Consider the following 25,849-nt stretch of genomic DNA (forward strand, 5'->3'; position numbering starts at 1 on the left):
GCTAAGGCAACGTGAATCGACATTCAATCCACCTGGACATATATGCCGACAATCGACCATCGGTGCAACAGTTCTAACAAGCGATAGAATGTCGGGCATCGTCACCGGCGTCATGCTGGCACTGGCCCGCGTGATGGGGGAGACGGCGCCGCTGCTGATCCTGGTCGGCTACGCCCAGGCCATCAACTTCGACATGTTCAACGGGTTCATGGGATCGCTGCCGGGCATGATGTACGACCAGATCTCCGCGGGCGCGGGCGCCAACCCGGTGCCGACCGACCGGCTGTGGGGTGCGGCGCTGACGCTCATCCTGCTGATCGCGGTGCTCAACGTTGCGGCCCGGTTGGTCGCCAAAATCTTTGCACCCAAGAAGTTCTAGGAGCACACCATGGCCAAACGGCTTGATCTCAAAGACGTCAACATCTACTACGGCGCCTTCCACGCGGTCGCCGATGTCGCGCTGTCGGTGCAGCCGCGCAGCGTCACCGCGTTCATCGGCCCGTCCGGCTGCGGTAAGTCGACCGTGCTGCGCACGCTGAACCGCATGCACGAGGTCATCCCGGGCGCTCGCGTCGAGGGCTCGGTGCTGCTCGACGGCGAGGACATCTACGGTGCCGGAGTCGACCCGGTCGGTGTGCGCAAGACCATCGGCATGGTGTTCCAGCGGCCGAATCCGTTCCCCACCATGTCGATTCGTGACAACGTGGTGGCGGGCCTGAAGCTTCAGGGTGTGCGCAACAAGAAGACCCTGGACGAGGTCGCCGAGCGCTCGCTCAAGGGCGCGAACCTGTGGAACGAGGTCAAGGATCGCCTCGACAAGCCCGGTGGAGGCCTCTCCGGCGGTCAGCAGCAGCGGTTGTGCATCGCGAGAGCCATTGCGGTGCAACCAGATGTGTTGTTGATGGACGAGCCGTGCTCGGCCCTCGATCCCATCTCCACGCTGGCCATCGAAGACCTGATCTCGACGCTGAAGCTCGACTACACGATCGTCATCGTCACCCACAACATGCAGCAGGCTGCCCGAGTGAGTGATCAGACGGCGTTCTTCAACCTCGAGGCCACCGGCAAACCCGGCAGGCTCATCGAGATCGACGACACCGAGAAGATCTTCTCCAATCCGAGCAAGAAGGCCACCGAGGATTACATCTCCGGCCGGTTCGGCTGACGCTCCTCCCGCGAGCAGACGCGGCGGTACGCGAAAACCGGCGTGTCGGGTACTTTGACGTCTGCTCGCGCAAAAGAACTAGGGCGTCAGCACCACCCGGGTTCCCGACGGTTCGCGGGTGGTCCACACCTGCTCGACGTCGGCCAACGGCCGGGCCTGGGTGTGCAGCTGCAACTCGCCCGCGGCGACCATGGCGAACATCCGGGTCAGCCCTTCGGTGCGGGCCCGCACAAGCGCCTCGGGCGACACGCTGCCGATGCCCACGCCACACAGGGTGATGCCGTTGCCCCGCAGCACCCCGGCGTCGAGTTCGAGCGTGGGGCCCGCCATGGAGCCGATCTGCACGAATCGCGTGGCGTGGTAGTGCGCCGAGGGATGGCTGGCGGCCAGCGCCCGTAGCACCTGCGCCGCCGGATCGCCCCAGAGGTAGTCGAGCACCGCGTCGAACGGCTGCTCTGCGTGGAGCGTCTCGACGCGGGCGGTGAGATCCTCTGTGCCGAGGGCGATCACGTCGTCGGCCCCGACCGAACGCAACCACTGCAGCCGGCCGGCGTCGCGGCCGGCGGCCACCACCCGGCCGGCGCCGAACACGGACTTCGCGAGCTGCACGGCTGTGGCGCCGGTGACCCCGGTGGCGCCGAGCACCAGCACGTGGTGACCGCTCCGGACTGCGCCGGCATCGGCCAGTGCGGTCCACGCGGAGATGCCCGGGTTGGGGAGGGCCGCGGCGGTCACGGAATCCAACGCCTCGGGGATCTCGATGCCGCCGTGCGGGTCGATCAGGGTGCGTTCGGCCATCATGCCGTAGGGCGCGAGTGCGCCGGTGTAGACGCGACGCCCGTCGTCCAGCCGCGCCACGCCGTCCACGCCGGGGATGGCGGGCAGCTGTATCTCCTTGCTGGCGTAGTGCTTTCCCGATACCAGAGCGCGGGTGAGATTGGTCAGGGCGGAGGCCTCCACGGCGACCACCTCGGCACCGGCGCGGGGCTCGGGCTCGGGCACGTCGGTGTAGGTGGGCGCCTGGCCCCATTGGGTGACGACGGCGGCTTTCATGCCTGCTCCTTGGTTTCCCTAGATATTGTTTCTCTAGAAACAATATGTCGAGCGGGGCCGAGATGGCAATATGGTTTCCGTGAAAACCAAGCGGGAGCTGGTCGACGACATCACCACCCTGATCGGCGTGGTCGGCGACAGGTTCGACGACGGCGACGACGGTGACGCCGAACGCGATTTCATCGTCGACCGGTGCCCGGCCCGCTTGGAGCGGGCATTGCGCGAACTTCCCACGCTGAGCATGCATCTGCTGGCCGATATCGCCGAGGGTCCCGTCAGCGTGGTCGGGCTGGCCGCGCGGTCGGGCAGGCTCAAAGGCACGGTGTCCAAACACGTCCAGCGGTTGGTGGCCGCCGGATTGGTGGCGCGCGAGGCAATTCCGGGTAACCGCAAGGAGATCCAGCTCAGCCTCACCGCCGACGGGGAGCTGGTGGTCGGCGTGCACCGTCAGATGCACGCCGAAATGGATTCCGGCTGGCGCGATTTCCTGCTGCGCTACAGCAGCGCTGAACTGCAGGTCATCACCAAGGTGCTCGGCGACCTGGCGGCCGCCCGTAAGGTCGGCGTGCGGCTGGTGCCGGACCAGACGTGATTACTGTTGCTGCGGAATGGTCTCGCCGTCCGGGTAGACGCCGGTGACCTGGAAGATCACCCGGCGGGCCACCTCGACGGCATGGTCGGCGAAGCGCTCGTAGAACCGGCTCAGCAACGTCACGTCGACCGCGGCGGTCACACCGTATTTCCAGTCCCGGTCCATCAGCACGGTGAACAGGTGACGATGCAGGTCGTCCATCGCATCGTCTTCCTCCTGGATCCTGGCGGCCTTCTCGGGATCGCGGGTGATCAGCACCTCACGCGCGGCGTGGCCCAGTTCGACTGCCACGCGGCCCATTTCGGCGAAGTAGCCGTTGACCTCCTCCGGCAGTGCATGCTGCGGGTGACGACGACGGGCGATCTTGGCCACGTGCAGTGCCAGCGCGCCCATGCGGTCGACGTCGGCCACGATCTGGATCGAGCCCACCACCGAACGCAGGTCGCCTGCGACCGGGGCCTGCAGGGCCAGCAACACGAATGCGGATTCCTCGGCCCGGGTGCTCAGCGCAGTCAGCTGGTCATGGTCGGTGATGACCTGCTCGGCCAGGACCAGGTCGGCCTGCAACAACGCCTGGGTGGCGCGTTCCATCGCGGTACCCGCCAGCTCGCACATGGTGCCGAGCTGTTCTGTGAGGGAATCCAATTGTTCGTGGTACTGGGTACGCATGCGACAAGACTAGGCTGTCGGTCGCTAGGTAGTCACGACGCTACCGGTGAACGGAGGGTGAATGCCCCCCGATTATTCGCAGGTGGTGTCGGCGGCGTTGGTGACCGTCAGGTCCTGGGGCAGCTCGGTGTGCGCGGTGCTGGTGCCGTGCACCACGTTGACCTGCACCGCCGAACCGCTCGGCGTGGGCGCATTCACGTTGTGGAAGTCAGAGCCCAGCACCACCCGCACCACGCTGCCCATGCCGCTCACCCGCTCGATCGTCGGGTTGGCGAACGACGACGCGACCGTGGCCGCCGCCTGCTCGTTCCCGGGGGAGAAGAACACCGTGGTGGACGGCAGGGCCTCCGGGTAGTCGTCCGGGCTCGACACGTTGAAACCGTGCTGCTGCAGTTCCTGGGCCGCGGTCGCAGCGAGCCCGTCCGCGCCGGTCGAGTTCGAGACCCGGACCGTGACGTCCTGCGGATCGGTGGTGACGGCGTTGACCATTTCGGCGGGCGCCGGGTCGGCCGGGGCGGGGGCCGTCGTCGCCGTCTGGGGCGCCTCCGACCGCGCCGCCGAGGTGCTCGACGGCGTGCTGCCCGGCACCGGGGTGTTGTCGGGGTTCTTCTCGCCCGGCAGCGGATCGTCATTGATGATCGCGTCGAACAGGGCGCGCATATCGTCGGTCCGCGGGGTCTCGTTGCCGCTTTCGTCGGCGTAGCCGACGGTGGGCACCGTGACGAAGCTGATCCGGCCGGCGTTGACACCCTGGACCGACTGACCCAGGTCGACGAGGTCTTTGGTCTTGATGTTGTCGACGTAGCTGTCGCTGATGAACATGTTGACGACGTTGTTGAGCTTGCTCAGCGAGAAGAACGTGTCCTTGGAGATCAGCGACCGCAGCAATGACGACAAGAACAGCTGCTGACGTTTGATGCGGCCGTAGTCACCGTTGAACTCGGTGGTGACCTGGCGGGCCCGCACGTAGTTCAGCGCGGTGTGGCCGTCGACGATCTGGCGTCCGGCGTTGGGCAAGACGGTGCCGAGCTCGTAGTCCTCCAGCGGCGTGGTGCTGCACACCTCGACGCCGCCGAGGGCGTCGACCATCTTGGAGAAGCCCGCGAAGTCGACGGCCATGAACCGGTTGATGGACAGCCCGGACAGCTTCTGGATGACCTTCACCAGACACCTGGGGCCACCGAATGCGAAGGCCGAGTTCAGCTTGGTCTCGGTGTACACCTCGTCGGGGCCGTAGGTCCCGGTGTCCTTGTCGTACAGCGGGCCGTACGTGGAGGTTTCGGGGTTCCAGGGCTCGCATTGGATCGGAGTGATGGCCAGGTCCCGGGGGAACGACACGGCCACGACGCGCTTGCGGCTGGCCGGGATGTTGACCAGCATGATCGTGTCCGAGCGGGCGCCGCCGGCATCCTGCGTATCGCCTGCGCCCATCTGGGCGTTGTCGCCGAACCGGCTGTCGATGCCGACGATGAGGAAGTTCTCGTCGCCGAACTGCGCATTGGGGTCGAGGATGTCGCGCGAATTGGGGTCGAGTGCCGACACCTTGTTGAGCATGTTGTTCTTCGAGGACTGCCACTGCCACGCGCCGCCGGTCAACACCAGCGCCAGGACGGCCAACAGGGCCGCCGCCGCGCGGCCGGCCAGCTTGACCCCGTGCCGGCGCGCACGCACGGGCTCGATGATCTCGGTCAACGGGTCGGAGTCGAGCGGTCGACCGACTGCGCGGGCGGGCAACACGCGGGATGCCCGCCACGAGCGCCGGCCGGGCTCCGGCGATTCCGCGTCGTCCTGCGGTTCATCGTCGGTCACCACGGGGATGACCGTGGTCTCCGTCATGTCGTCGCGGTCCACAGGCTCTTCGAGGTGGCCCGGCTCCTCGGCATATCCCGAGTCGACGTATTCCGCGTCGACATATCCCAGATCGCCGGCGTATCCCGCGTCCTCCGGGATGTCGCGCACGGCCTCGATCACCTCGGTCGGATCGGGCCGCTCAGGCTCGGGGAGGGGTTCGTACTCGGGTTCGGGCTCGGGGTCTGGCTCCGGCTCGGCGCGGTGGCGCGAGCGGCGCGGAGTGGGCGCGTCGCCGGTGCGGGTCATCCTCGCGATGAGGTCGGCCACGGTGACACCGTCGGCGTGACTGCCGGTCGGCTCGTCGGGAGCCGGATCAGCCCCGGTCAGATGATCTGCGCGTTCCCACGGCGCGGCGCCTGGCAATGGTTGCGGAGATCGGGTAAGCCATTGGTTGTCGGCGTCTTCTGCACGTCGCCGACGGCCGGGAGTGGCGTTGTCACCGTCACTCATGTCCCTACGGGCCTCCGACTCTGTGGGCGTGCGCGTCGGCGCGCATCAAACGTTTCGCGACGCGATAAGCGTCTCTAGCTGCAGTAAGTGTCGTTCCGGACCCCGGCGCCGGCCACGACCGAGCCCCCATCGTAACGAGAAGCCCGGGGTGTGGGCCAGCCAGAGCAGATGACGGAGTCATCTCGAAACCGGGTCGGAACGGCCACCGATCAGCCCCCCGAGTGCATCACGTCCGCGCCGAACGGCACCGCGCAGTCGTCGGGATCGTCCAGCCAGCCCTCCGGCAGCGAGACCGACGCCGCTGAGCCCTGACGGCCCCGGGGCCCGGTCGCGGCCTCCGGAAACGCCGTGTCACCGTCCAACTGGCTGAGCAGTTCGTCGAGTTCGGCGCGCGTCTTGACCAGTGCCAGGCCGCGACGCAACTCGGCGCCGGCCGGGAAGCCGTGCAGATACCACGCCACATGCTTGCGGATGTCGCGCATGCCCTTGTCCTCGCCGAAGTGGGCACTGAGCAACTCGCCGTGGCGTCGGACGATGTCGGCAACCTCGCCGAGCGTCGGCGGGGTAGGAGCGGGACGTCCGGTGAACGCGGCCGACAGTTCGGCGAACAGCCAGGGCCTGCCCAGGCATCCGCGCCCGATGACGACGCCGTCGCACCCGGTGGCCGCCATCATGGCCAGCGCGTCGTCGGCCTCGAAGATGTCTCCGTTGCCGAGCACGGGGACGCTGGTGACGTGCGCTTTGAGGGCGGCGATCTGCTCCCAGTCGGCGGTGCCGGAGTAGCGCTGCGCCGCGGTGCGGGCGTGTAGCGCGACGGCGGCTGCGCCTTCCTCGGCGGCGATGCGGCCGGCGTCGAGGTGGGTGTGGTGGGCGTCGTCGATGCCGATGCGGAACTTGACCGTCACCGGGATATCGGTGCCCGCGACGCCACGCACCGCGGCCGCCACGATCTGACCGAACAGGCGCCGCTTGTACGGCAACGCGGAGCCGCCGCCACGCTTGGTGACCTTGGGCACCGGGCAACCGAAGTTCATGTCGATGTGGTCGGCCATGCCCTCGTCGGCGATCATCTTGGCCGCCCGGTAGGTGGTCTCCGGATCAACCGTGTAGAGCTGCAGCGACCGCGGCGACTCGTCGGGAGCGAACGTCGTCATGTGCATGGTGACGGGATGGCGCTCGGCAAGCGCGCGGGCCGTGACCATCTCGCACACGTACAGGCCGCTGACCGTGCCGGCGCGGGCGACTTCCAATTCGCGGCACAACGTGCGGAACGCCACGTTGGTCACGCCGGCCATGGGGGCCAGTACGACCGGGCTGCGCAATGCGATCGACCCGATCTGCAGTGCAGACCGGGTCGACGTCGCAGTCGTGGGTGGCGATGTCATGCAGACGACGACGACACCAGAAGGTTCTTCATGGCCTTCTTCTCGGCCATCTTGCGCTCACGCTCCAGGCGCCGCTCCTTGGCGACCTCGAACTTGTCGCAGGCGTCCTCGAGCTCCTTGACCAGGCGGCCGAGGTCGTCGCGCAGGCGGGCGCCCTCACCGGTGAAGTCCTCGCGCTCGAAGATGCGCCACTTCTTGAGCACCGGCATCACCACGTCGTCGAGGTGGATCCGCGGGTCGTAGACGCCGCCGACGGCGATGACCACGGCCTTGCGGCGGAAGTCAGGCACGGTGTAGCCGGGCATCTTGAAGTTCTCGAGCACCCGGTGCAGCGAGGCCATTGCCTGGTTGGGCGAGATGTCCAGGCCGGCGGCGCTGACGTCGCGGTAGAAGATCATGTGCAGGTTCTCGTCGCCCGAGATGCGCTGCAGCAGTTGGTCGGCGATCGGCTCGTCGCAGGCCTTTCCGGTGTTGCGGTGCGACACGCGGGTGGCGAGCTCCTGGAACGTCACGTAGATGACCGAGTCGAACAGGCTCTCGGCGAACAGGTCGCCCTGCTGGTTCTGGCCCGGGGAGAAGCCGCGCGTGACCTGCTCGACCCGCAGCTCTTCGAGCTCCACGGGATCGATGGCCCGGGTGACGACGAGGTAATCGCGCAGCGCGATGCCGTGCCGGTTCTCCTCGGCGGTCCAGCGGTTGACCCACTGGCCCCAGGCGCCGTCCATGCCCATGTTCATCGCGATCTCGCGGTGGTAGGACGGCAGGTTGTCCTCGGTCAGCAGGTTCTGCACCATCGCGGTCTGGGCGACCTCGGAAAGCTTGGATTGACCGGGCTCCCAGTCCTGTCCGCCGAGCGCGTAGTAGTTCTTGCCGTCCGACCAGGGGATGAAGTCGTGCGGATTCCAGTCCTTCCGCATCTGCATGTGCCGGTTCATGCTTTTCTCGACGACAGGTTCGAGCTCCTGCAACAGCTGCAGGTCGGTCATTTCCTTCGACATGGGTGCTCGCTTTCTCGTAACCATGTGTCCGAGTTATCTGTACCCGTTGGTTGCACTCAATATATCTGTGTATCTCGGTGACATTCAAGTTACCCCGGCTTGCGCACGAGTGGCCTGCGCCACGCCCAGGATGGCGGTAGCATCCGTCAATACTTCACAGCGGACTCGGAGGTACGGCACAGGTGAAGAAGCTTTTCGTCGTCGGCGCAGGCTCGGCCATCGCGGCAACGGCGGCAATGACAACCGTCCTGTTCGGAGCCGGTGTCGCCGCCGCTGACAGTTACGCCGGCCAGACCTATGCCGACGCGTCGTCGGCTGCCGGTGACGCCGGACAGACGGTCAAGATCGCGGCCCGGGTGGGTGACACGTTGCCGGACGACGAGTGCCTGGTCACGCGGTCGCAGACCTCGCCCTTCACCAGCGCCAACGACGGCGCGCATCGCAGCGGCGAGGTGCAGTTCTATCTGAACTGCGCCGGTGCGTACGCCTCGGCCACCAAGCCGGGTGCCTCTGTGGCCAGCCCCGAAGGACGTCAGGCCAAGGCCGCCGCCGACGCTGAGGCGGCGAAGGCCGAGGCAGAGGCGCAGGCTGCCGCGGATGCCTCCGAGGAGCAGGCGCTCATCGACACCAGCACGCCCAATCGGTAACTCGGTCAGAACCCGACCACGCGTCCGACCAGCATGTCGACGCAGTAGTCGATGAACTGATCGCGCGTCACCGGCAGTCTGTCGTTGAGATAGGCGGTGAAAAGCGCGGTCAGTGCGCCGATCAGGCTGGTGGCCATCATGGCCTGACGGACCGGGTCGGCGATCCGGGTGAGTTTCTGCTGCAGCAGATCGATGAAGCTCGGCATCCATTCGGCCCCTGATCGGGTCAGGACGGGCTCCGATTCCGGCGCCAGAAGCAACACGCGGCCGCGGGTGGGGTCGTCGACCATCAGGGCGACGAACCGCTCCACCGCCTCGCGGGGAGTGGCGGCGCTGGTGAGGGCCGTCATCGCTCCCGCGCACACGTCGTCGTAGACCGCGCGCACGAACTCGTCGCGGTCGTTGAAGCTCTCGTAGAAGTAGCGCTCGGTGAGCTCGGCCTCCCGGCATACGGCCCGCACGGTCAGGGCCGGGCCTTTGGCGCCGCCCAGCAACTTCACCCCGGCGGCGATCAGTTCGTCGCGACGTAGTTCGGCGCGCTCCCGCAACGGGACACCCGCCCACCGGCGCGAGCGTTGACCGGACGGCACATATGCTCCTAAACTCTCGCTGACAACATGCGTAGTCAAAATCGCGTGTGACGACCGTTTCTGCTGGCAGAAAGTGCACTTGTGACTCAAGATACGTCTGAGACATGCCCGGTGACCAGCGCCTCGCCCGCCATGGCGACGGGGTGCCCCATGGCCCCCGGGGGCTACGCCGCGCCGCCTGTCCCACTCGGCCCCGATTCACTGACGTGGAAGTACTTCGGTGACTGGCGGGGCATGCTGCAAGGCCCGTGGGCCGGCTCGATGCAGAACATGCATCCACAGCTGGGCGCGGCCGTCGAGGAGCACTCGATCTTCTTCCAGGAGCGGTGGCCGCGGCTACTGCGCTCGCTGTACCCGATCGGCGGGGTGGTGTTCGACGGCGACCGTGCGCCGCTCACCGGCGCCGAGGTGCGCGACTATCACGTCAACATCAAGGGCGTCGACGCACAAGGCCGCCGCTACCACGCGCTGAATCCCGACGTCTTCTACTGGGCGCATGCGACCTTCTTCGTCGGCACCATCATCGTGGCCGACCGGCTGGCCGGCGGCATCTCCGAGGCCGACAAACGGCAGCTGTTCGCCGAGCACAAGCAGTGGTACTCGATGTACGGCATGAGCATGCGGCCCGTCCCGGAAACCTGGGAGGATTTCCAGGTCTACTGGGACCACATGTGCCGCAACGTGTTGGAGAACAACAAGGCCGCCCGTGACGTGCTGGACCTGTCCGAGCTGCCCAAGCCGCCGTTCGCGGCGAAGATGCCCGACTGGCTGTGGGCGCTGCAGCGGCGCTACATCGTGCACCCGCTGTTCGTCTGGTTCACCGTCGGCCTGTACGACCCTGCCGTGCGGGACCTGATGGGCTACACCTGGACCGAGCGCGACGAGCGTCGACATCGCTTACTGGGCAAGGCGATCGGCCGCGTGTTCAAGCTGGTGCCGAAGCGCTATCACCATCATCCGCGGGCCCGCGCCGGTTGGGACCGCGCGGCAGGCCGGATCCCGGCCGACGCACCGCTGGTGCACACCCCGGCCCGGAACCTGCCGCCGGTCGGGCACCGCGACAACGGGATGCACTACAGCCCGGCGGTGTGACAGCCTCCGGCTGCCTCAGCGGCCGACGAGTGAGCGGTACTGCGGGCAGTAGACATCGACCGCGCCCCAGATGAGGTTGACGGCAACGCCTTTCTGCAGACCGCTCGCGGTGAGCTGACCGAGGATGCTGCGCACGGTGCGCGCGGGTTCGATCTTGCCGGCTGCGACCTTGTCGCAGATTCCCTTACCGGCCTGCACGGCCTGCTCGGGCGACTCCATCGGGATGTTGAGCTGCTTGACGATGTCGAGGAACCTCGCGTCGTCGGCCGGGTCGGCGTGTGCCGGGGCGATTCCGATGGCCATGGCCGCGATGAGCGCACCTGCGCTGGCCGTCAGGTGCCGCCGGGACAACATAGGGCGCTCCTCCGATTTCGACTGCCGACCCCGCGACAAACCATAACTGGTAATCGCCTGTGGCCGCGTGAGCGGCCTTTAGCGGCTAGGCCACGCTTCGGTAATCGAACGGCAATGGACATCCCCGACCCTGATCTCATGACGAGCATCTATGACCAGATCGGCGGGGGTGAGGCGCTGGAAGCCGTCGTCGACGATTTCTACGTCCGGGTACTGGCCGACGACCAGCTTGCCGGTTTTTTCACCGGCACCAACATGGCGCGGCTCAAAGGTAAACAGGTCGAATTCTTCGCGGCCGCACTCGGCGGCCCGGTCGAGTACACCGGCGCGCCCATGCGTCAGGTGCACCAGGGCCGGGGCATCACCATGCGGCATTTCGATCTGGTGGCGAGCCATCTTGCCGACAGCTTGTCTGCGGCAGGGGTTTCCGAGCCCGTCGTCGACCAGATCGTCGGTGCCATTGCGCCGCTGGCCGGGGAGATCGCCACGGCGCGCAGCGCTTGACCGCCCGGCGGGTGTGTCACAGTTGATCGGTGAAGTACGGGCAGGGCTGGGAACCGAAAACGGTCGACTGGACCTCGACGCGAGGGCGAATCCTGTTGGCGGCATCGGTCCTGTTCGCCCAGCGGGGCTACTTCGGTACCTCGACGCGCGATATCGCCGACGCCGTCCAGATCCGGCAACCCTCGCTGTTTCACCACTTCCAGGCCAAGCACGAGATCTTCCGCGCGCTGATCGAACTCGATCTGGGCCCGTCCATCGACCGGATGAACCAACGGCTGAACGAACAATCGAGCTGGGCGGAGAAGCTGCATCTCGCGATCGCGTGCGACGTGCGGGAGATCCTGCTGCAGCCGTTCGACGCTCGCGGGTTGTATCAGGACGCCGTGCTCGCGCTGGATGATTTCGAAGCCGAACGCGAAGGCATTGCGCTGTTTCACGATCAGGTCGAGCGGGTGATCGACGGTGGTCGCCGATCGGGCGAATTCGTCTCGTGTGAACCGAGTTTCGTGCTGCGGGCCATCAACGGCGTGCTCTTCGAGACGCTTCGGGAACAAGGCGGTCCGTCCGGGCACATGCGCCATGAACGCCCGCTGCAGGCCGCGGACTTCGTGGTGCGTGCCCTGCTCGTCGACCAGTCGCGGCTGGCGGCTATCCGCGACGTGACGAGTGGTCGACTCCGTGATCTCGAATTGGCCGAAGCCAACTGAGCCCGTCACTGCTCACGGCGTCCGCCGACTGCTCGTGACAACCAGGTAAAAATCCTGCGAAGCGGTTCCCTATCGACCGATAGTGCCCTATCGTTCGATAGATCATGGGTGTGACCTGGCCGACACCGGAACTGACTTTTGGAGGAACCTTGATGCGTGCGCTCATCGCCGGGCTTGCCGGATTTGCCGTTCTGGCTCTTGCGTCCTGTTCTTCGTCGGGCTCGTCGGATCCCGCGCCCAGCGGCCCCGCCAAGATCGCGCCACCGGCCATCTTGCAGGCCGGCACGCTGAAGATCTGTGCGCCCAACGACGGCACGCCGCCCAACGTCTATCACAACGAGTCCGGTGAGTTGGTCGGTGCCGAAGTCGATCTCGGCAAGGCGCTGGCATCCGAAATGGGCCTGAAGGCAGACTTCGTGCAGTCCGCGTTCGCGGCCGTCATCCCGACGCTTCAGGCCAAACAATGCGACGTGATCATGGCGCAGCTCTACATCAAGCCCGAGCGCGAGCAGGTTGTCGACTTCGTGCCCTACGTCTACTCCGGTACCGGCATCTCGGTGGCCAGGGACAAGCAGAGCGACATCACGGGTATGAACGACACTCTCTGCGGCAAGAAGGTCATGGTCGCAGTCGGCACGACCGCCGAATCGCTATCGCAGGAACAGTCCGCCAAGTGCACCGCAGAAGGCAAGCCGGCCATCGACATCAACCGCAACAATCACGCCGACGTATCGCTGCAGCAGGTGCAGAACGGTCAGGTCGACGCCTATCTCGACACCGCGGAGACGCTGGGTTACTACGCTACCAAGACCGGAGCGAAGATCAGGACGGCCGGGGAGCCGTTCGGAACCATCAAGATCGGAGCGGCAACGATCAAGGGCAACAAGGAACTTCACGACGCTCTCGCCGCCGCACTCGCCACGTTGGAAAGCAACGGCACCTACAACAAGATCCTCGAAGAATGGGGAATGACCGATCTGAGCATCGCGAAGTAGGCAGGGGCCGAACTCGTGAACTTCGATTGGCAGTTCTTCTGGAAGTCCCTCTTCACCCCCAGCGAACCGTTTCTGCAGGGCCTGGTCCTGACGATCGTGATCTCGGTCGTCGCGATGGTCCTGGCGACGCTGCTCGGCCTGGTCCTCGCGCTGATGCGGCGATCGCAGTTCGCCGCGGTGCGGTGCTGCGCGAGCGTGTACATCTGGGTGATCCGCGGGACTCCACTGCTGGTGCAGTTGGTCATCATCTACACCGGTCTGGCCGCGGTGGGCATCTACCAGTTCCACGACGTGTCGCTCATCGGGTTGTCGGTGAAGGCGGCGGTGCAGGCGGCGATCATCGGCCTGATGATCAACGAGAGCGCCTACATTGCCGAGATCATCAGAGCAGGGCTCGATTCCGTGCCCAAGGGGCAGTTCGAGGCGGCCGCATCGCTCGGGATGACACCGACCAAGCTGATGCGCTGGATCATCGTGCCGCAGTCGCTACGGGTCATGGTCCCGCCGTTGGGCAACTCGTTCAACGGCATGATGAAGACCACCTCGGTGCTGTCGGTGATCGGGGTCAGTGAGATGTTTCTGGTCACCCAGTCGATCAGCTCGTACACGTTCCACACGTTCGAGATCTTCATCGTGGCAGCGATCTACTACCTTGCGCTGACCACGATTTGGACCTTCATCCAGGCCTGGATCGAGAACCGGTTGTCCCGTCAGCTCGGTATCCAACAGCGCGTCCCCATCACCCAACGACTGCTGGGCGCCCGCCGTGCCGCGGCGCTGCAGCCCCACGGGTGAGCGAAGGAGATCCATGAATTCCATATCTGAATCCGACCTTCCTGCAAGCATTCCGGTCGTCTCCGTGCGCAATGCTCGCTGCACGCTCGGTGGGCGGCGAGTCCTCGATGACGTCAATTTGGATGTCGACCGCGGCCAGGTCGTCGTCCTGATCGGTCCGTCCGGTGCCGGAAAGACGACCCTGTTGCGTTCGCTCAACCACCTCGAGGAGTTGGAGAGCGGTGAGGTGCTCATCGCCGGCGAGTCGATCGCGCACGGATCGGGCGGCCGCAAGATCGGCAAGACCGAACTGGCCCGCCGGCGCCGCGAGATCGGGTTCGTGTTCCAGCACTTCAATCTGTTTCCCCATATGACGGCGCTGGAGAATGTGTGGAACGCCCCGGTAAGGGTCCTCGGCCAGCCCAAGGAGAAGGCGCGAGAGGACGCGCGAGCGCTCCTTGAGCGAGTCGGTCTGGGGGACAAGGCCGAATCACGCCCGAGCCAGCTTTCGGGCGGACAACAGCAGCGTGTTGCGATCGCCCGGGCGTTGGCCATGCGGCCCAAGGTGATGCTGTTCGACGAGCCGACCAGCGCGCTCGATGTCGAGATGGTCGGCGAAGTCCTCGAGGTGATGCGCGAACTCGCGCGCGATCAGATGACGATGGTCGTGGTGACCCACGAGATGCGGTTCGCGCGCGACGTCGCAGATCGCATCATCGTCATGGATGCGGGCCGCATCATCGAGGATGCACCCCCCGACGAGCTGTTCGCGAGTCCGAAGAACGAGCGCACCAAGGCATTTCTGTCCACGATCCACTGACCGGCAACCTGCTCAGCCCCCGGCGCCGAGCCGCTCCAAGACTCCGGGCTCGCGCCACTGTTCGCTGGGGATACTGGCCTTGAGCCGCTGCGTATACGGCTGCCGTGGGGCGGTCAGAACTTGTTCGGTGCTTCCCGATTCGACGATCCGGCCGCGATGCATGACGACGACGTCGTCGGTCAACTGACGGACCACACCCAGATCGTGCGATATCAGCAGATAGGCCGTACCCAGCTCGTCGCGCAGGTCGGCGAGCAGATTGAGGATCTGTGCCTGGATCGAGATATCCAGTGCCGCAACGGCTTCGTCGAGTATCACGATACGGGGCTCGACTGCCAGGGCACGGGCGATCGCGACCCGCTGGCATTGACCACCGGACAGTTCCCGTGGCGTGCGGTCCAACTGCGCGGTGGACAGGCCGACGAGGTCGGCGAGTTCGCCGATACGGTCGGGCCGCGACGTTGCGTCGGCCGGTGGATGCAGCCGCAGCACCTCGTCGAGGCAGGCGCGCACGGTCGCGCGCGGGTCGAGCGAGCCATACGGATCCTGATAGACCATCTGCACCATCCGGGCGCGCCGCAGCCGTTCACGTTGCCGGTGTGCGGGCCGGGTCAAGTCTTCGCCGAGGACCCGCACCGTGCCTGAGGTCGCCGTCTCCAGCCCCATGATGATCCGCGCCAGAGTGGTCTTGCCCGAACCCGATTCACCGACGATGCCGAGGTCACGGCCGGCGGTCATCCGGCACGACACACCGTCGACGGCGCGCGTGGCGACGCCGCGGCGGCTGAAGATCCGCGATACGTCGGTCACCTCGATCAAAGGCTGCGGTTCGGCACCGTCGGTCATCGGGATGTCTCCTCCAGTACGGGTCCGAAGCCGTCGCGGTCGGCGCGCGTGATGACCGGAAGCCGGTGTGGGCGTTCGTCGACCGATGGCCGCGAGCGCAGCAGGGCGATGGTGTAGGGGTGCGTGGCGTCGGTGTGCAGCCGGTCTGCCTCGACCTGTTCGACGATGCGTCCCTGATACATGACGCACACGCGGTCACACAGGGCACCGGCCAGCTCGAGGTCGTGCGTGATGAACACCATCCCCAGATCGCGGTCGCGGCACGCCGTCCGCAGAATCGCGGCGACCTCCGCCTGGCGGGTCACGTCCAGCGCTGTGGTGGCCTCGTCGGCCAGCAGCAGCCGGGGGTCGGTGGCCAGCGCTGCAGCGATCACCGCTCGCTGCAGCATGCCGCCGGAGAACTGGTGCGGGTACTCGTCGAGCCTGCGCTGCGGCTCGGGAATGCCGACCTCGGTGAACAATTCGACCGCGCGGGCCCGGGCTGCAGCCCGTGACATGCGGCGGTTGACGCGCAACGCCTCGGTGACGTATTCGCCGACGCGGGCCACCGGGTTGACCGCAGCACGCGGATCCTGGAACACCATGCCGAGGTCGACGTCCCGGAAGCGGTTGAGTTCGCGGGTGCTGAGCGCGAGAATGTCGCGGCCGTCGAACCGGATGCTCCCGGTGACTGCCGCGCCAGCGGGCAGCAGCCGCGCGATGGCATTGGCCGTCGTGCTCTTGCCTGACCCGGATTCGCCGATGAACCCGACGATCTCGCCACGGTCCACGGTGAACGACACTTCGTCGATGGCTCGCGTTCCGTCCGGCATGGTCACGGCCAGCCGGTCGACCTCCAGGAGGTGGCTCATCGTCGGTCTCCGTTCAGGCTGACCCGGTCGGCGATCCGGTCACCGAGCAGCGACACACACGTCACGATGATGACGAGGGCGGCGCCGGCGAAAAGTGCCTCCTCCCAGTAACCCTGGATCAGACCACGTTGGCCCTCCGAGACCATCAGCCCCCAGTCGGAATCAGGGGGCTGCACTCCGAGACCCAGATAGGACAGTGCCGCCAGATCGACCAGCGCATAACCGAAGCAGATGGTGGACTGGGCCAGCGCAGTCGGCAGCACCGCGGGCAACAGGTGCCGAGTCGCGATGCGCCAGCGGGACTGGCCGAGTGTGACCAATGCGGTGACGTAGGGCAGCGTCAGCTCTCCGATCGCGACGCTGCGTACGATCCGAGCGACGAACGGGACATAGGAAACCGAAAGTGCCAGAACGGCCGTCGTGAATCCCGGGCTCAGCACCGACACCGCCAGAATGGCGAGCAGCAAGCCCGGGAAGGCGAATCCGACATCGAACAGCCTGCTGAGCACCCGGTCGACCCAGCCACCGCTCATCGCGGCCGTCAATGCCAGGGCCGTCCCGAGTGACGCCGAGATCAGCACCACGATCGTCGGACCCAGCAGGCTGCTGCGGGCGCCGTGGATCAACCGACTCAGGATGTCACGACCCGACCCGTCGGTGCCCAGGAGCGCCCCAGCACCGCTCGGACGGTAGGTGTTGGAGAAGTCGACAGCAGTGGGGTCCACGGGGGCCAGCCATGGTGCGCACAATGCGACGACCGCGACCGCGGCCACGAGGGCAGCGGCGGCGATTCCCAACGCGCCGAAGCTATCTCGCCGCTTCTCAGGACTCCTGCGGCGCCGCACGGATTCGAAGATGACGGCGGTCATGCGTCGATCCCGAATCGGTGTCGCACCCGGGGGTCGATCACGACCTGCAGGAGGTCGACGGCGAGCACGACCACGACGATCACCGTGATCAGTACCAGCGAGACGGCCTGCACCACCGCGAAGTCCTTCTTGGCGACGGCTTCGGTGAGCAGCGACCCGATCCCGTCGAGGGCGAAGGCGCGTTCGATGACCACCGAGCCGACGACAAGGCTGGTCAGCGTCAGACCCACCACGGTCGCCACCGGCGTCAACCCGTTGCGCAGAATGTGTTTGGTGACGATCGTGCGGCGGGGCAGCCCGCGTGCGACAGCCGAGCGCACGTGGTCACGAGCGGCTTCTTCGCGTAGTGCCGCGCGTGTCACCCGGATGACGTAAGACCCGGACGCCAATGTCAACGCGAGGACCGGAAGCGTCAGGTGGTGCAGCCGGTCGATGACTCCTTCGCCGGAGCCGAAGGTGGGAAACCACTTCAGCGTGACCGAGAACGTGAAGATGAGCACCGCTGCCGCAACGAAACTCGGTACTGCGACGCCCACCGACGTCAGACCCAGGATCACATCGCTGACGGTGCGTCGGGCCAGCGCCGCCACGATTCCCAGGCCGACGCCCACGACGACGATGACCACCATCGAGTACGCGACCAGGCTTGCCGTGGTGACGAGGCGCGGGCCGAGCAGGTTCGACACGTCGTCGCGGTAGGTGATCGATTGCCCCAGTTGACCGGTCAGCACGTCACCGAGCCAGCTGAACCACCGCGTGAAGAACGGATCGTCGAGGTGGTAATGCTGACGCAGCGCGGCGATCGCTTCCGGAGCCAGCGTCCTGTTGCCGACCAGGTAGCCGAGTGGATCTCCGGGCGCCAGGTACAGCGCACCGAAGATCAGCAACGACGACAGCAGCAGCGTCACCGCGCCCTCCGCCAGCCGGATGGAGATGAATCGGATCATCGCCCACACACTGTCATGTGGCTCATGGCGCGCCCACCTTCGCCGCCCACGGGAAGTACAGGAACGCGATCGACGGTGTCGCCCCGGTGATCCGGTCGTTCATGTACATCGGGATGCGGGGATTCGCGACATTGATCATCGCCACCTCCTCGACCGCGGCAGCCTGTGCGTCGACGAGTTTGCGGGCTCGCTCGTCGTCGTTGAACGTCGCGTAGGCCGCGCGCACGTTGTCGGTGAGTTTGGGTGCGTTGAGCGCGCCGTAGTTGTACGCGCTGAGGGGAGTGAACTCACTCAGGCTCACCAACGGTTCGGCGACCCCGGCACCGTACTCGCCGACGATGAAGGCGTCGTAGGACGCGCGGGCGGCCTTGTCGAAGTACAGGTTGGTGAAGCTCGTGACCGGTAGCGGAACGGTTTTCACGTCGATGCCGATCTCGCGGCCCGCGTCGGCCAGCAATTGCGCTGTCTTGCTTTCCGTTTCGAGTTCGGCCGGGTAGGCCACCGTGATGGACTGGCCTTTGTGCCCGCCGTCGGCGATGAGCTTCTTGGCGCCCTCGACGTCACGTGCCGGGTTCGCGTACTGCGCGGCGGCCGCCTCGAAGATCGGCCGGCTGTAGCCCCATGCTCCGGACTGGATCGGGGTGGACGACGCCTCGGCGGTGCCGTGGTACACGCCGTTGACGATGCCCTGCCGGTCGAACGCCAGGCTCAGTGCCTGCCGAACGTTCTTGTCCTGCATGGGGCCGGGGCGTTCGGTGGGCCTGATGGCCAGCCAGTCGGTGCTGGCGCCCAGATAGAACTTGCCCTTGCCCGACGAGCGCAACGGTTCCATGGCCGACAGCGGTGTGCGGTGCGTGCCGTCGATGTCCCCTGACAGCAGGCTGCTGGTGATGGTCGCCTCGTCGGTGACGAAGGTGAGGGTGACGCGGTCCGCCTTGGCGGCGTTGGCGGGGTTCCAGTAGTCGGGGTTCTTCGTCATCTCGATGGTCTTGCTGGGTTTCCAGCTGTCCAGACGCAGCGGACCGGTGCACATGATGCCGCCGTTGGCGGTCCCGTAGGCCGGACCCGCTTGCTGGACGAACTGCTTGTTGCCGACCACGCCCGCCGCCGTGGCCAGCATCCGCTCGAACACCGCGTCAGGCTCTTTGAACCTGATGGTGACCTGCCGGTCGCCGGTTGCCTGGATCGAGGCGACGCGATCGTAGAAGGGTGAGGCCCAATAGGATCCGGTCTTCGGGTCGAGATTTCGGGACAGGCTGAACACCACGTCGTCGGTGGTCATCGGGGCGCCGTTCCAGAACTTCACGCCGTCGCGAATGGTGATCACCATCGTCTTGTCGTCCGGTCGGTCGACTCGCTCGGCCAGGCCGGGGGACAGCGTCATGTCCTCGTTCTGGATCATGAGGCTTTCGCACATGTTGGCCAGCGTCGCGTTCTCGGAGTCGGAGTAGTCCAGGATCCAATCGAGCGAGGCGGGTTCACCGGTGGCCAGGTTCCAGGTGAAGTGGTCGATCGGGCCCTTGGCTGCCGGTGTGTTGAAGACGGCTTCCACGGCGCCTTGGCCGTTGGGTGTGCTGCCGGCGGGCGGTCGGTCGCCCGAACAGCCGGTCATGGCTGTCGCCAGGGCGACGGCCAACGCGGCCGCGGTCACCGCGGAACGGACGGTTGTCAGCATGGACGACTCCTTTGTCGGGCTGATCAGTTCTCGGACCAGATGTCGATGACGGGGTACAGGTCGCGGGGGCCCTCGTCGGTGACCACGATGTTGCGTTCGAAGGTGGCACCGGTGCCGTCGCGAATCACGAAGCGCTCCAGGGCAAGTGTCATCCCGACCTCGATCGGCCGCGGATCGCCCGCCCGGATCCAGGGGGCTTCGAAGCCAAGGCCGAGGCCGTGACCTCCGGCCTGGAACTCCGCTGCCGCGAAGTCGTAGTCCTGGGCCCGGAGCAGCTCGTCGGCGGCCTTGGCGACGTCGGATACGGTGGCGCCGGGCACCGCCGCGGCGACAGCGGCGTTGACCGAGTCCTGCGCGAGTGCGAACGCGCTCGCCTGGGCATCGGTGGGCTTGCGGTCGATGACGCGGCTGCGGGCCAGGTCGAAGAAATAACCGCGGTAAGCGCCACTGAAGTCGACGGTGAACAGGTCGCCGGGGCGCAAGACACGCTGCGACCAGGTCGGTGCACCGTCGGGCAGGCTGCCGTCTGCATCGGCACCGAATGTCGCGACGAACGCGTTGGCCACCACGGCGTCGCGGCGGGTCGCCTGGGCGACCAGCGCTGCGACGACGTCGGATTCGCGGGCGCCGTCCCGCAACACCTCCAGCGCGGCCCGGAACGACGCGTCGGCGATCGAGCCGGCGTGTTCGAGCAGTGCGATCTCGCCCGGCGATTTGATCGAGCGCAGCCGTTCGACCAGATCATCGACGAAGACCAGCTCGCCGTCACAGACCGGCGCGACAGCCTTCTCCAGGTGCCCGAACTGGCGCGCGGTCATGGTGTCGGTGCCGCACACCGCGATTCGGCGGCGCTTGCCCGCGAGTACCGCGGCGATGAGATCACCGAGGGTCTCGCCGTTGCCGACGTCGAGCACGCGGTGGTCGGTGACGGCATGGGGTTCGGACAAGCGGTCATCTGAACAGAGCACCGCACTGTCCTGCGACACCACGAGTGCCGCATAGCCACGGTCCGCCCACGCACCCGGAACGTCACGGATGATCGGGAAGAACGGATAGTGGCCGCACAGATATTGGACGTTGGCGAAACGTTCCACGGTGCCACCGCCGCGCGCCCAGATGACGACGGCGTCGATGCCGTCATCGGCGAGTTGCTCACGCAGCGTGGCCATTCGCCGTTCGTATTCGTCGGTGGAGATCGAGACTGTGGTCGCCGGACTGTGCACTGTTCTGCGTTCCCTTCCGTGGTCGCGGTGGCTAGCTGGTGGGCCCGATGGCGCGCGGATAGTGCGCGACGGCGGCTGCGCCGTCGGATCGTGGATCTGAGGCCGCCGACATGCGGCCGTCGGGCTCGGCGAAGACGACGTTGGCCTGACCCAACGCCTCGGTGCGCGCAGGAACTTCCAGCAGGAAGAGCCCGCTGCCGATCAGCGATTCCCGGGTGGCCGGCGGCGAATCGGCTTCGTACGACACCGAATCGTCTGTGACGCCGTCATATTGGGGTCCGACGATGCCGCGCGGCGCGACCACTGCGGCCTGCGCGGTTGCGCCCCGCGTGGCGTGCAGAAGGATCTGCGCCAGGATCTGCGGCTGTCCCTGCCCGCCCATTGTGGACAAGATGTGCCGAATGCGCCCGTCCTGCAACGTCATCGCCGGCATCAACGTATGGGCGGGGCGTTTGCGTGGGGCGATCACGTTGGGCGTGTGGTCATCGAGGGAGAAGCTGGTCCCACGATTGTGGAACAGGATGCCGGTCTCCGGGTCGATCAGTCCGGACCCGAACGCGTAGAAGACGCTCTGGATCAGCGACACGGCACAGCCGTCGCTGTCCATCGCCGATACGCCCACGGTGTCACCGTGCGGGATCAGAGCGACGTCGCGGCCCTGACCGATGGGTGCGTACGTCGTGAGGTCGTCGTGCAGGAGGGCATCGACGTCGACGTCGACGTGGCGCGGATCGGCCAGTGAATCGTCGCGAAGTCGGTTGGCGCGGTGGAACAATCGCATGACCGTGCCGAAGTCCTCGCCCAGGGGATCGGCTAGGCCGAGTTCCTCGATGGCGCGCAGGACGCGCAGCAGGATGAAGCCGTGCGTGTTCGGCGGGCTCGTGAGGACCGTGAGATCGCCGAAGGTCGTCTCCAGCGGCGCGGTGACCTCGGGCCGAAACTCCGCGAAGTCGTCTGGCGTCAAACAGGATCCGCGTGACCGGAGGTAGTCGACGGAGCGCGCGGCAAGCTCGCCCTGGTAGAACGCGTCGGGTCCGTCGGCGCGCAGCCGGGCGAAGCTCGTGGCAAGTGCCTTCTGGCGCAACAGGTCCCCGGCACGGAGGGTCTTGCCATCGGGGCGGAACACCCGGTCGAAGTCGGTGGTGCCGTGCAGGTCGGCGTTTTCCGGATGCAACAGATGCCAGCTCACGGAAGGGGCGAGCGGCACACCCTGCGCCGCGGCATCCTCGGCAGCTGCCAGCGTGTCGGACCAGGAGAGTCGAGATCCATGGCTGCGCAGTGCTTCCCATCCGCGTACCCCGCCGGGGACGGTCACCGTGTTGACATCACGGGCCGGCAGGCTGCGACCGAACGTCGCGCGTAGCGTCGCCACGTCGATATCGCGAGGTGCCCATCCCGATGAATTGATGCAGTGCACCGCCCCGTTCGGTTCGCGCACCAGCGCGATCAGATCGCCGCCCAGCGCGACATTGTGTGGGTAGACCACGGTGAGCACGGCAGCGGCGGCGATGGCCGCGTCGATCGCCGTGCCGCCATCCCGGAACGCATTCAGGCCCGCCTCGGTGGCGAGGGCGTGCGGCGACGCGATGGCTCCGGTGAACGATGCGCCGGTGGCGTCGACGGATGCGGCGGCGGGGGCGGTCAAGGTACCCGCAACTCCTTTCGAAATTCAGCCCGCGCGCAGACGACGGCGCGGGCCGGCCGCGTCGGTCGTTGTGTCCGCGGCCCAGGTGAGCTGCCGAAGGTGGCGTGCACCACAGCCGGCCTATCGAATGATAGGGCCTATTGATCGATAGGGAAAGGCTTTTGGGGATGTCGCGGGTTGGCTCAGTCGACCCGGATCAATTTCATCTCGGCGAGCCGTTGCACGAGAGTGTCGACCTGCTCGGCGAACACGTCGCGCCGCGGCCTGGTGTCCTCGATGTCGATCGGGTTCTCGGCATCGATCGCCACGAGCGCATCGACGAGCGCGTCGCGCTCCCGGGTGCCGTCCAGTAGCGGTACCAGGTGCCGATCCACCGGCGAGAGGACCAATGGCTCATGCCAAGGATTGAACGTCGATGATTCGCCCCCGCCCGTCAGTCGCGCCATCCGCCGGGCGGATTCGTCGATGCGCAACGGCGTCGGCGTCGGCTCCGGTAGCACGGGGTCGAGCCGGAAGCGGGCTTGCCCCTGCCCGATCAGCACGCCCATCAGGTTGTCGACGGTGTCGGCGATGGTGGCGCTCGGAGTGAAACCCGCAGCGATCAGCCGGGCTGTGACGGTGTCGATCAATTCCTGCCGGGACAGCGTCCACGGCCACCGCTCGTTGAGCGCTTCGAGCGCCGCCTTGATGCCCGGGTCGTTGGTGAACAGGGTCGCCCCATCCGCCTCGACATACTCCTGGCGCGACTGGTCCATCCTGGTCTCGCCGTCGGCCGGGGGAGTCCACGCCGCGAAGTGCATCCTTTGGTAGCGGCGCGGGTCAGGTTGATAGGTGATCTGCCGGGCCCGTTCGGCGTGGACGAACAAGGACTCCCGGAACGAGCGGTTGATGGCGAAATCGATGTACTGCTCGACGAGCACCTGAACACCCGCGCACTTCTCGGCGAGGAACTCGGCCACTTTGGGGCCGTGGTTCGCGGGCACCATGGTCTCGGGGCGTGCCTCCCCGAGATAGACCAGTCCCTTCTCGGCCGCGCGGCCCACCATCTCGTAGAAGTAGCACGGTGCATTGAACGATTCGAGTTCGTCGTGCAGAAGGAAGAAATCTCCGAAAGCCTCGTCGCGCGAACGAAATTCGGCGAGCACTCGGGCCAGCACACCGTCGGCGGGCGCGACTTCCTCCAGAAAGCCGACCATGTCGCGAGCGTCGGCCACCCGCTGTTCGGGCGTGCCGCTGGCACCCCCGGCGAGCAGCATCGCGTCGCGCATCACCTCCTTGGACTTCCAGCCCGGATAGGTGTTGTAGCTCAGGTACGCCACCCCCTCCGGCGCCAGCAGCCGCTGAAACGCCGAGAGGATCGCGTCCTGCACGTGGTCCGGCACCCAGCTGTAGACCCCGTGGCAGATGATGAAGTCGAACTGTCCCAGAACCGCGAGATCCGTCGTGGCGATGTCGCCCACGATCAGTTCCACGTTGCTCAATCCCAGGGCGGCCGCGTACGCCCGGCCTTGCTCGATCTGAACCGGCGACAGATCGATGCCCACCACGTGTGCCCCGGGATGCGCGGCCGCGAACGGGATGATGTTGCCGGCCGAGGCACAGCCGATCTCCAGGACGCGAGCCGTCGCGACTTCAGCGGTTTCCAACCCGAACAGGTGCGCGATCGCCGCCAACAGGCCCGGTGCGGACTGCGGGATCGCATACGACTTGTAGGGCGTCGCGTCGTAATCCGCGCGCAGCGCGTCGGTGGCTGCGTGAAGGTCTGGGGCAGTCAACGGCGCTCCCTCCGGCCTGAGTGACCCTCTCGGTCGTGCGCCTCATTCGAACATGCCGACGCCGGTGCCGATACGCGGGTGGGAAGCGGAAACGGGGGCTTTGCCCGCTGTTCAGCCGGGGTTAACGCTGCATCGACCGCGTTCGTATGACGGTCCGACTGTCCCGCACTCAGACGCACACCGCCTGACCTGTGTTCATGAATGACGTTGCCTCCACCACCGGGCTGCCGAGTGTTGCGATCTGAATGGTGCTTGGTTGTCGGTGCCGTGCTGTAGGAACCCGTGTATGAACCGCGACGCGTGGGGTGAGCCGACAGTGTTGCGCGGGCATCGTTTGGCGGCCCGGAAATATCGGACTGGACAAGTGGTGTGGTTGACCAGGGCCACATCGCGGAGGGGGTGACCTGATGTCCAGATTCGAGGTGCCTGACGGATGGTGTGTGCAGGCGTTCAGGTTCACACTGGACCCGACCGAGGAGCAGGCTCGTTTGTTGGCACGGCATTTCGGTGCCCGCCGCAAGGCGTACAACTGGACCGTTGCGGCGTTAAAAGCCGATATCGAAGCGTGGCACAGCACTGGGGTTGAGACCGAGAAACCATCACTGTGGGTGTTGCGCAAACGTTGGAACAGCGTCAAGAACGAGGTGTGTGTCAACGCCGAGACTGGACAGCCATGGTGGAGCGAGTGCTCGAAAGAGGCTTACGCTGACGGAATTGCCGGAGCGGTTGACGCGTACTGGAGCTGGCAAAATTCTCGGGCAGGGACGCGGAACGGCAGGCGCGTCGGCTTCCCGCGGTTCAAGCGCAAGGGCCACGACACCGATCGAGTGTGTTTTACAACTGGCGCCATGCGTGTCGAGCCCGACCGGCGCCACCTCACGTTGCCGGTGGTCGGCACTATCCGCACGCACGAGAACACTCGGCGTATCGAACGGCTCATACGGGCCGGGCGCGCCCGCGTACTCGCGATCAGCGTGCGCCGCAACGGTATTCGCCTGGACGCAAGCGTGCGTGTACTGGTCCAAAGGCCTCAGCGGCCCCGGGCGACGCAGCCGGATTCGCAGGTCGGTGTGGACGTCGGGGTCCGGCGGCTGGCGACCGTGGCAAGTGCGGACGGCACTGTGATTGAGCGCATCGCCAACCCGCGCCCACTCGACACAGCGCTGCGCAAGTTGCGGCGATTATCGCGTGCCCGCTCACGCTGTGTGCGGGGTTCCCGGCGCTATCGGGAACGCACTGTCGAACTGTCTCGGTTGCACCGCCGGGGGTTGTGTCCAGCAGAGTGGTGTACGAGTCCGGACCTGATCAGTGGTACCGGCGTGTCGTAGCCGAATGATTGAAGGTCATCGCGTGATTCTTCGAGAGACCGACC

At 66.4% G+C, this 25,849-nt stretch carries 24 protein-coding genes and 2 pseudogenes; 11 read left to right on the forward strand and 15 right to left on the reverse strand.

From position 1 onward, the window contains the following. Positions 1–88: 88 nt before the first annotated feature. A pseudogene (locus tag RMCB_RS32505) lies at positions 89–379 on the forward strand (phosphate ABC transporter permease PstA); the annotation flags it as partial. Positions 380–388: 9 nt separating this feature from the next. After that, positions 389–1,165, forward strand: coding sequence for a phosphate ABC transporter ATP-binding protein PstB (gene pstB, locus RMCB_RS32510; RefSeq protein WP_029369840.1), 777 nt, complete (start codon positions 389–391; stop codon positions 1,163–1,165). 78 nt (positions 1,166–1,243) lie between these two features. Here the strand turns inward: pstB and RMCB_RS32515 are convergent, their stop codons facing one another. Next, positions 1,244–2,218, reverse strand: a complete 975-nt coding sequence (locus RMCB_RS32515) for a quinone oxidoreductase family protein (protein WP_062831996.1) — start codon at positions 2,216–2,218, stop codon at positions 1,244–1,246. 79 nt (positions 2,219–2,297) lie between these two features. Between RMCB_RS32515 and RMCB_RS32520 the strand changes: the two genes are divergently transcribed. After that, the gene (locus tag RMCB_RS32520) at positions 2,298–2,810 is read left to right on the forward strand and encodes a MarR family winged helix-turn-helix transcriptional regulator (protein ID WP_062832017.1); all 513 of its coding nucleotides are present in this window, start codon (positions 2,298–2,300) and stop codon (positions 2,808–2,810) included. On the opposite strand, the gene phoU is transcribed toward RMCB_RS32520, so the two are convergent. The 4 genes from phoU to RMCB_RS32540 all read right to left on the reverse strand — a co-directional run bounded on the left by phoU (position 2,811) and on the right by RMCB_RS32540 (position 8,163). After that, positions 2,811–3,479, reverse strand: a complete 669-nt coding sequence (gene phoU / locus RMCB_RS32525; RefSeq protein WP_062831997.1) for a phosphate signaling complex protein PhoU — start codon at positions 3,477–3,479, stop codon at positions 2,811–2,813. Positions 3,480–3,551: 72 nt separating this feature from the next. Beyond that, positions 3,552–5,780, reverse strand: coding sequence for an LCP family protein (locus tag RMCB_RS32530; RefSeq protein ID WP_062831998.1), 2,229 nt, complete (start codon positions 5,778–5,780; stop codon positions 3,552–3,554). 209 nt (positions 5,781–5,989) lie between these two features. Continuing rightward, a complete protein-coding gene (gene dusB / locus RMCB_RS32535; RefSeq protein WP_062832018.1) occupies positions 5,990–7,123 on the reverse strand; it encodes a tRNA dihydrouridine synthase DusB in 1,134 nt (377 codons plus the stop codon). A 38-nt stretch (positions 7,124–7,161) separates the two neighbouring features. Continuing rightward, the gene (locus RMCB_RS32540) at positions 7,162–8,163 is read right to left on the reverse strand and encodes an acyl-ACP desaturase (RefSeq protein ID WP_029369834.1); all 1,002 of its coding nucleotides are present in this window, start codon (positions 8,161–8,163) and stop codon (positions 7,162–7,164) included. Between the two features lie 182 nt (positions 8,164–8,345). On the opposite strand from RMCB_RS32540, the gene RMCB_RS32545 reads away from it, so the two are divergent. Beyond that, a complete protein-coding gene (locus RMCB_RS32545) occupies positions 8,346–8,810 on the forward strand; it encodes a hypothetical protein (RefSeq protein ID WP_029369833.1) in 465 nt (154 codons plus the stop codon). A 5-nt stretch (positions 8,811–8,815) separates the two neighbouring features. Here the strand turns inward: RMCB_RS32545 and RMCB_RS32550 are convergent, their stop codons facing one another. Further along, positions 8,816–9,400: a TetR/AcrR family transcriptional regulator gene (locus RMCB_RS32550; RefSeq protein ID WP_029369832.1), complete on the reverse strand. Its 585-nt coding sequence runs from the start codon at positions 9,398–9,400 to the stop codon at positions 8,816–8,818. 81 nt (positions 9,401–9,481) lie between these two features. Between RMCB_RS32550 and RMCB_RS32555 the strand changes: the two genes are divergently transcribed. Continuing rightward, a complete protein-coding gene (locus RMCB_RS32555) occupies positions 9,482–10,492 on the forward strand; it encodes an oxygenase MpaB family protein (protein ID WP_062831999.1) in 1,011 nt (336 codons plus the stop codon). 15 nt (positions 10,493–10,507) lie between these two features. Here the strand turns inward: RMCB_RS32555 and RMCB_RS32560 are convergent, their stop codons facing one another. After that, positions 10,508–10,846: a DUF732 domain-containing protein gene (locus RMCB_RS32560; protein WP_062832000.1), complete on the reverse strand. Its 339-nt coding sequence runs from the start codon at positions 10,844–10,846 to the stop codon at positions 10,508–10,510. Positions 10,847–10,984: 138 nt separating this feature from the next. Between RMCB_RS32560 and RMCB_RS32565 the strand changes: the two genes are divergently transcribed. The 5 genes from RMCB_RS32565 to RMCB_RS32585 all read left to right on the forward strand — a co-directional run bounded on the left by RMCB_RS32565 (position 10,985) and on the right by RMCB_RS32585 (position 14,646). Next, on the forward strand, positions 10,985–11,350 hold the full coding sequence (locus tag RMCB_RS32565) for a group I truncated hemoglobin (protein WP_062832019.1): 366 nt from the start codon (positions 10,985–10,987) through the stop codon (positions 11,348–11,350). Between the two features lie 29 nt (positions 11,351–11,379). Beyond that, positions 11,380–12,057, forward strand: a complete 678-nt coding sequence (locus tag RMCB_RS32570) for a TetR/AcrR family transcriptional regulator (RefSeq protein ID WP_029369829.1) — start codon at positions 11,380–11,382, stop codon at positions 12,055–12,057. A gap of 152 nt (positions 12,058–12,209) precedes the next feature. Further along, a complete protein-coding gene (locus RMCB_RS32575; RefSeq protein WP_062832020.1) occupies positions 12,210–13,052 on the forward strand; it encodes an ABC transporter substrate-binding protein in 843 nt (280 codons plus the stop codon). Between the two features lie 15 nt (positions 13,053–13,067). After that, entirely contained in the window at positions 13,068–13,847 is a 780-nt protein-coding gene (locus RMCB_RS32580) for an amino acid ABC transporter permease (protein WP_062832001.1), read from the forward strand. Between the two features lie 13 nt (positions 13,848–13,860). Then, the gene (locus RMCB_RS32585; protein ID WP_084388664.1) at positions 13,861–14,646 is read left to right on the forward strand and encodes an amino acid ABC transporter ATP-binding protein; all 786 of its coding nucleotides are present in this window, start codon (positions 13,861–13,863) and stop codon (positions 14,644–14,646) included. A 12-nt stretch (positions 14,647–14,658) separates the two neighbouring features. On the opposite strand, the gene RMCB_RS32590 is transcribed toward RMCB_RS32585, so the two are convergent. From RMCB_RS32590 to RMCB_RS32625, 8 genes are all read right to left on the reverse strand, one after another. Further along, entirely contained in the window at positions 14,659–15,492 is an 834-nt protein-coding gene (locus RMCB_RS32590; RefSeq protein ID WP_062832002.1) for an ABC transporter ATP-binding protein, read from the reverse strand. Continuing rightward, positions 15,489–16,343, reverse strand: a complete 855-nt coding sequence (locus RMCB_RS32595) for an ABC transporter ATP-binding protein (RefSeq protein ID WP_062832003.1) — start codon at positions 16,341–16,343, stop codon at positions 15,489–15,491. The genes RMCB_RS32590 and RMCB_RS32595 overlap by 4 nt, the downstream gene beginning before the upstream one ends. Beyond that, positions 16,340–17,212 carry an ABC transporter permease gene (locus RMCB_RS32600; protein WP_062832004.1) on the reverse strand — a complete coding sequence of 291 codons (873 nt, stop codon included), beginning with the start codon at positions 17,210–17,212 and terminating at the stop codon, positions 16,340–16,342. Before RMCB_RS32600 ends, RMCB_RS32595 begins: the two co-directional genes overlap by 4 nt. Then, positions 17,209–18,159, reverse strand: a complete 951-nt coding sequence (locus RMCB_RS32605) for an ABC transporter permease (RefSeq protein WP_062832022.1) — start codon at positions 18,157–18,159, stop codon at positions 17,209–17,211. Before RMCB_RS32605 ends, RMCB_RS32600 begins: the two co-directional genes overlap by 4 nt. Positions 18,160–18,181: 22 nt before the next feature. After that, entirely contained in the window at positions 18,182–19,834 is a 1,653-nt protein-coding gene (locus RMCB_RS32610) for an ABC transporter substrate-binding protein (RefSeq protein WP_062832005.1), read from the reverse strand. 23 nt (positions 19,835–19,857) lie between these two features. Further along, positions 19,858–21,003: a M24 family metallopeptidase gene (locus RMCB_RS32615; protein WP_131805597.1), complete on the reverse strand. Its 1,146-nt coding sequence runs from the start codon at positions 21,001–21,003 to the stop codon at positions 19,858–19,860. Positions 21,004–21,088: 85 nt separating this feature from the next. Beyond that, positions 21,089–22,702, reverse strand: a complete 1,614-nt coding sequence (locus RMCB_RS32620) for a gamma-glutamyltransferase family protein (RefSeq protein ID WP_062832007.1) — start codon at positions 22,700–22,702, stop codon at positions 21,089–21,091. Between the two features lie 182 nt (positions 22,703–22,884). Beyond that, a complete protein-coding gene (locus RMCB_RS32625) occupies positions 22,885–24,477 on the reverse strand; it encodes a class I SAM-dependent methyltransferase (RefSeq protein ID WP_062832008.1) in 1,593 nt (530 codons plus the stop codon). Positions 24,478–24,884: 407 nt separating this feature from the next. Between RMCB_RS32625 and tnpB the strand changes: the two are divergent. Further along, positions 24,885–25,742, forward strand: a pseudogene (gene tnpB / locus RMCB_RS32630) (IS607 family element RNA-guided endonuclease TnpB); the annotation flags it as partial. Between the last annotated feature and the right edge of the window lie 107 nt (positions 25,743–25,849).

This window comes from Mycolicibacterium brisbanense (genome assembly GCF_001570425.1).
Lineage (GTDB): Bacteria > Actinomycetota > Actinomycetes > Mycobacteriales > Mycobacteriaceae > Mycobacterium > Mycobacterium brisbanense.

Excerpts from the sequence above, each read along its gene's own strand:
- RMCB_RS32515 (WP_062831996.1), bottom strand. The coding sequence starts at position 2,218 with ATGAAAGCCGCCGTCGTCACCCAATGGGGCCAGGCGCCCACCTACACC.
- RMCB_RS32595 (WP_062832003.1), bottom strand. The coding sequence starts at position 16,343 with ATGAGCCACCTCCTGGAGGTCGACCGGCTGGCCGTGACCATGCCGGAC.
- RMCB_RS32560 (WP_062832000.1), bottom strand. The coding sequence starts at position 10,846 with ATGTTGTCCCGGCGGCACCTGACGGCCAGCGCAGGTGCGCTCATCGCG.
- RMCB_RS32585 (WP_084388664.1), top strand. The coding sequence starts at position 13,861 with ATGAATTCCATATCTGAATCCGACCTTCCTGCAAGCATTCCGGTCGTC.
- phoU (WP_062831997.1), bottom strand. The coding sequence starts at position 3,479 with ATGCGTACCCAGTACCACGAACAATTGGATTCCCTCACAGAACAGCTC.
- pstB (WP_029369840.1), top strand. The coding sequence starts at position 389 with ATGGCCAAACGGCTTGATCTCAAAGACGTCAACATCTACTACGGCGCC.
- RMCB_RS32605 (WP_062832022.1), bottom strand. The coding sequence starts at position 18,159 with ATGATCCGATTCATCTCCATCCGGCTGGCGGAGGGCGCGGTGACGCTG.
- RMCB_RS32530 (WP_062831998.1), bottom strand. The coding sequence starts at position 5,780 with ATGAGTGACGGTGACAACGCCACTCCCGGCCGTCGGCGACGTGCAGAA.
- RMCB_RS32615 (WP_131805597.1), bottom strand. The coding sequence starts at position 21,003 with ATGGCCACGCTGCGTGAGCAACTCGCCGATGACGGCATCGACGCCGTC.
- RMCB_RS32565 (WP_062832019.1), top strand. The coding sequence starts at position 10,985 with ATGACGAGCATCTATGACCAGATCGGCGGGGGTGAGGCGCTGGAAGCC.
- RMCB_RS32600 (WP_062832004.1), bottom strand. The coding sequence starts at position 17,212 with ATGACCGCCGTCATCTTCGAATCCGTGCGGCGCCGCAGGAGTCCTGAG.
- RMCB_RS32540 (WP_029369834.1), bottom strand. The coding sequence starts at position 8,163 with ATGTCGAAGGAAATGACCGACCTGCAGCTGTTGCAGGAGCTCGAACCT.
- RMCB_RS32590 (WP_062832002.1), bottom strand. The coding sequence starts at position 15,492 with ATGACCGACGGTGCCGAACCGCAGCCTTTGATCGAGGTGACCGACGTA.
- RMCB_RS32575 (WP_062832020.1), top strand. The coding sequence starts at position 12,210 with ATGCGTGCGCTCATCGCCGGGCTTGCCGGATTTGCCGTTCTGGCTCTT.
- RMCB_RS32610 (WP_062832005.1), bottom strand. The coding sequence starts at position 19,834 with ATGCTGACAACCGTCCGTTCCGCGGTGACCGCGGCCGCGTTGGCCGTC.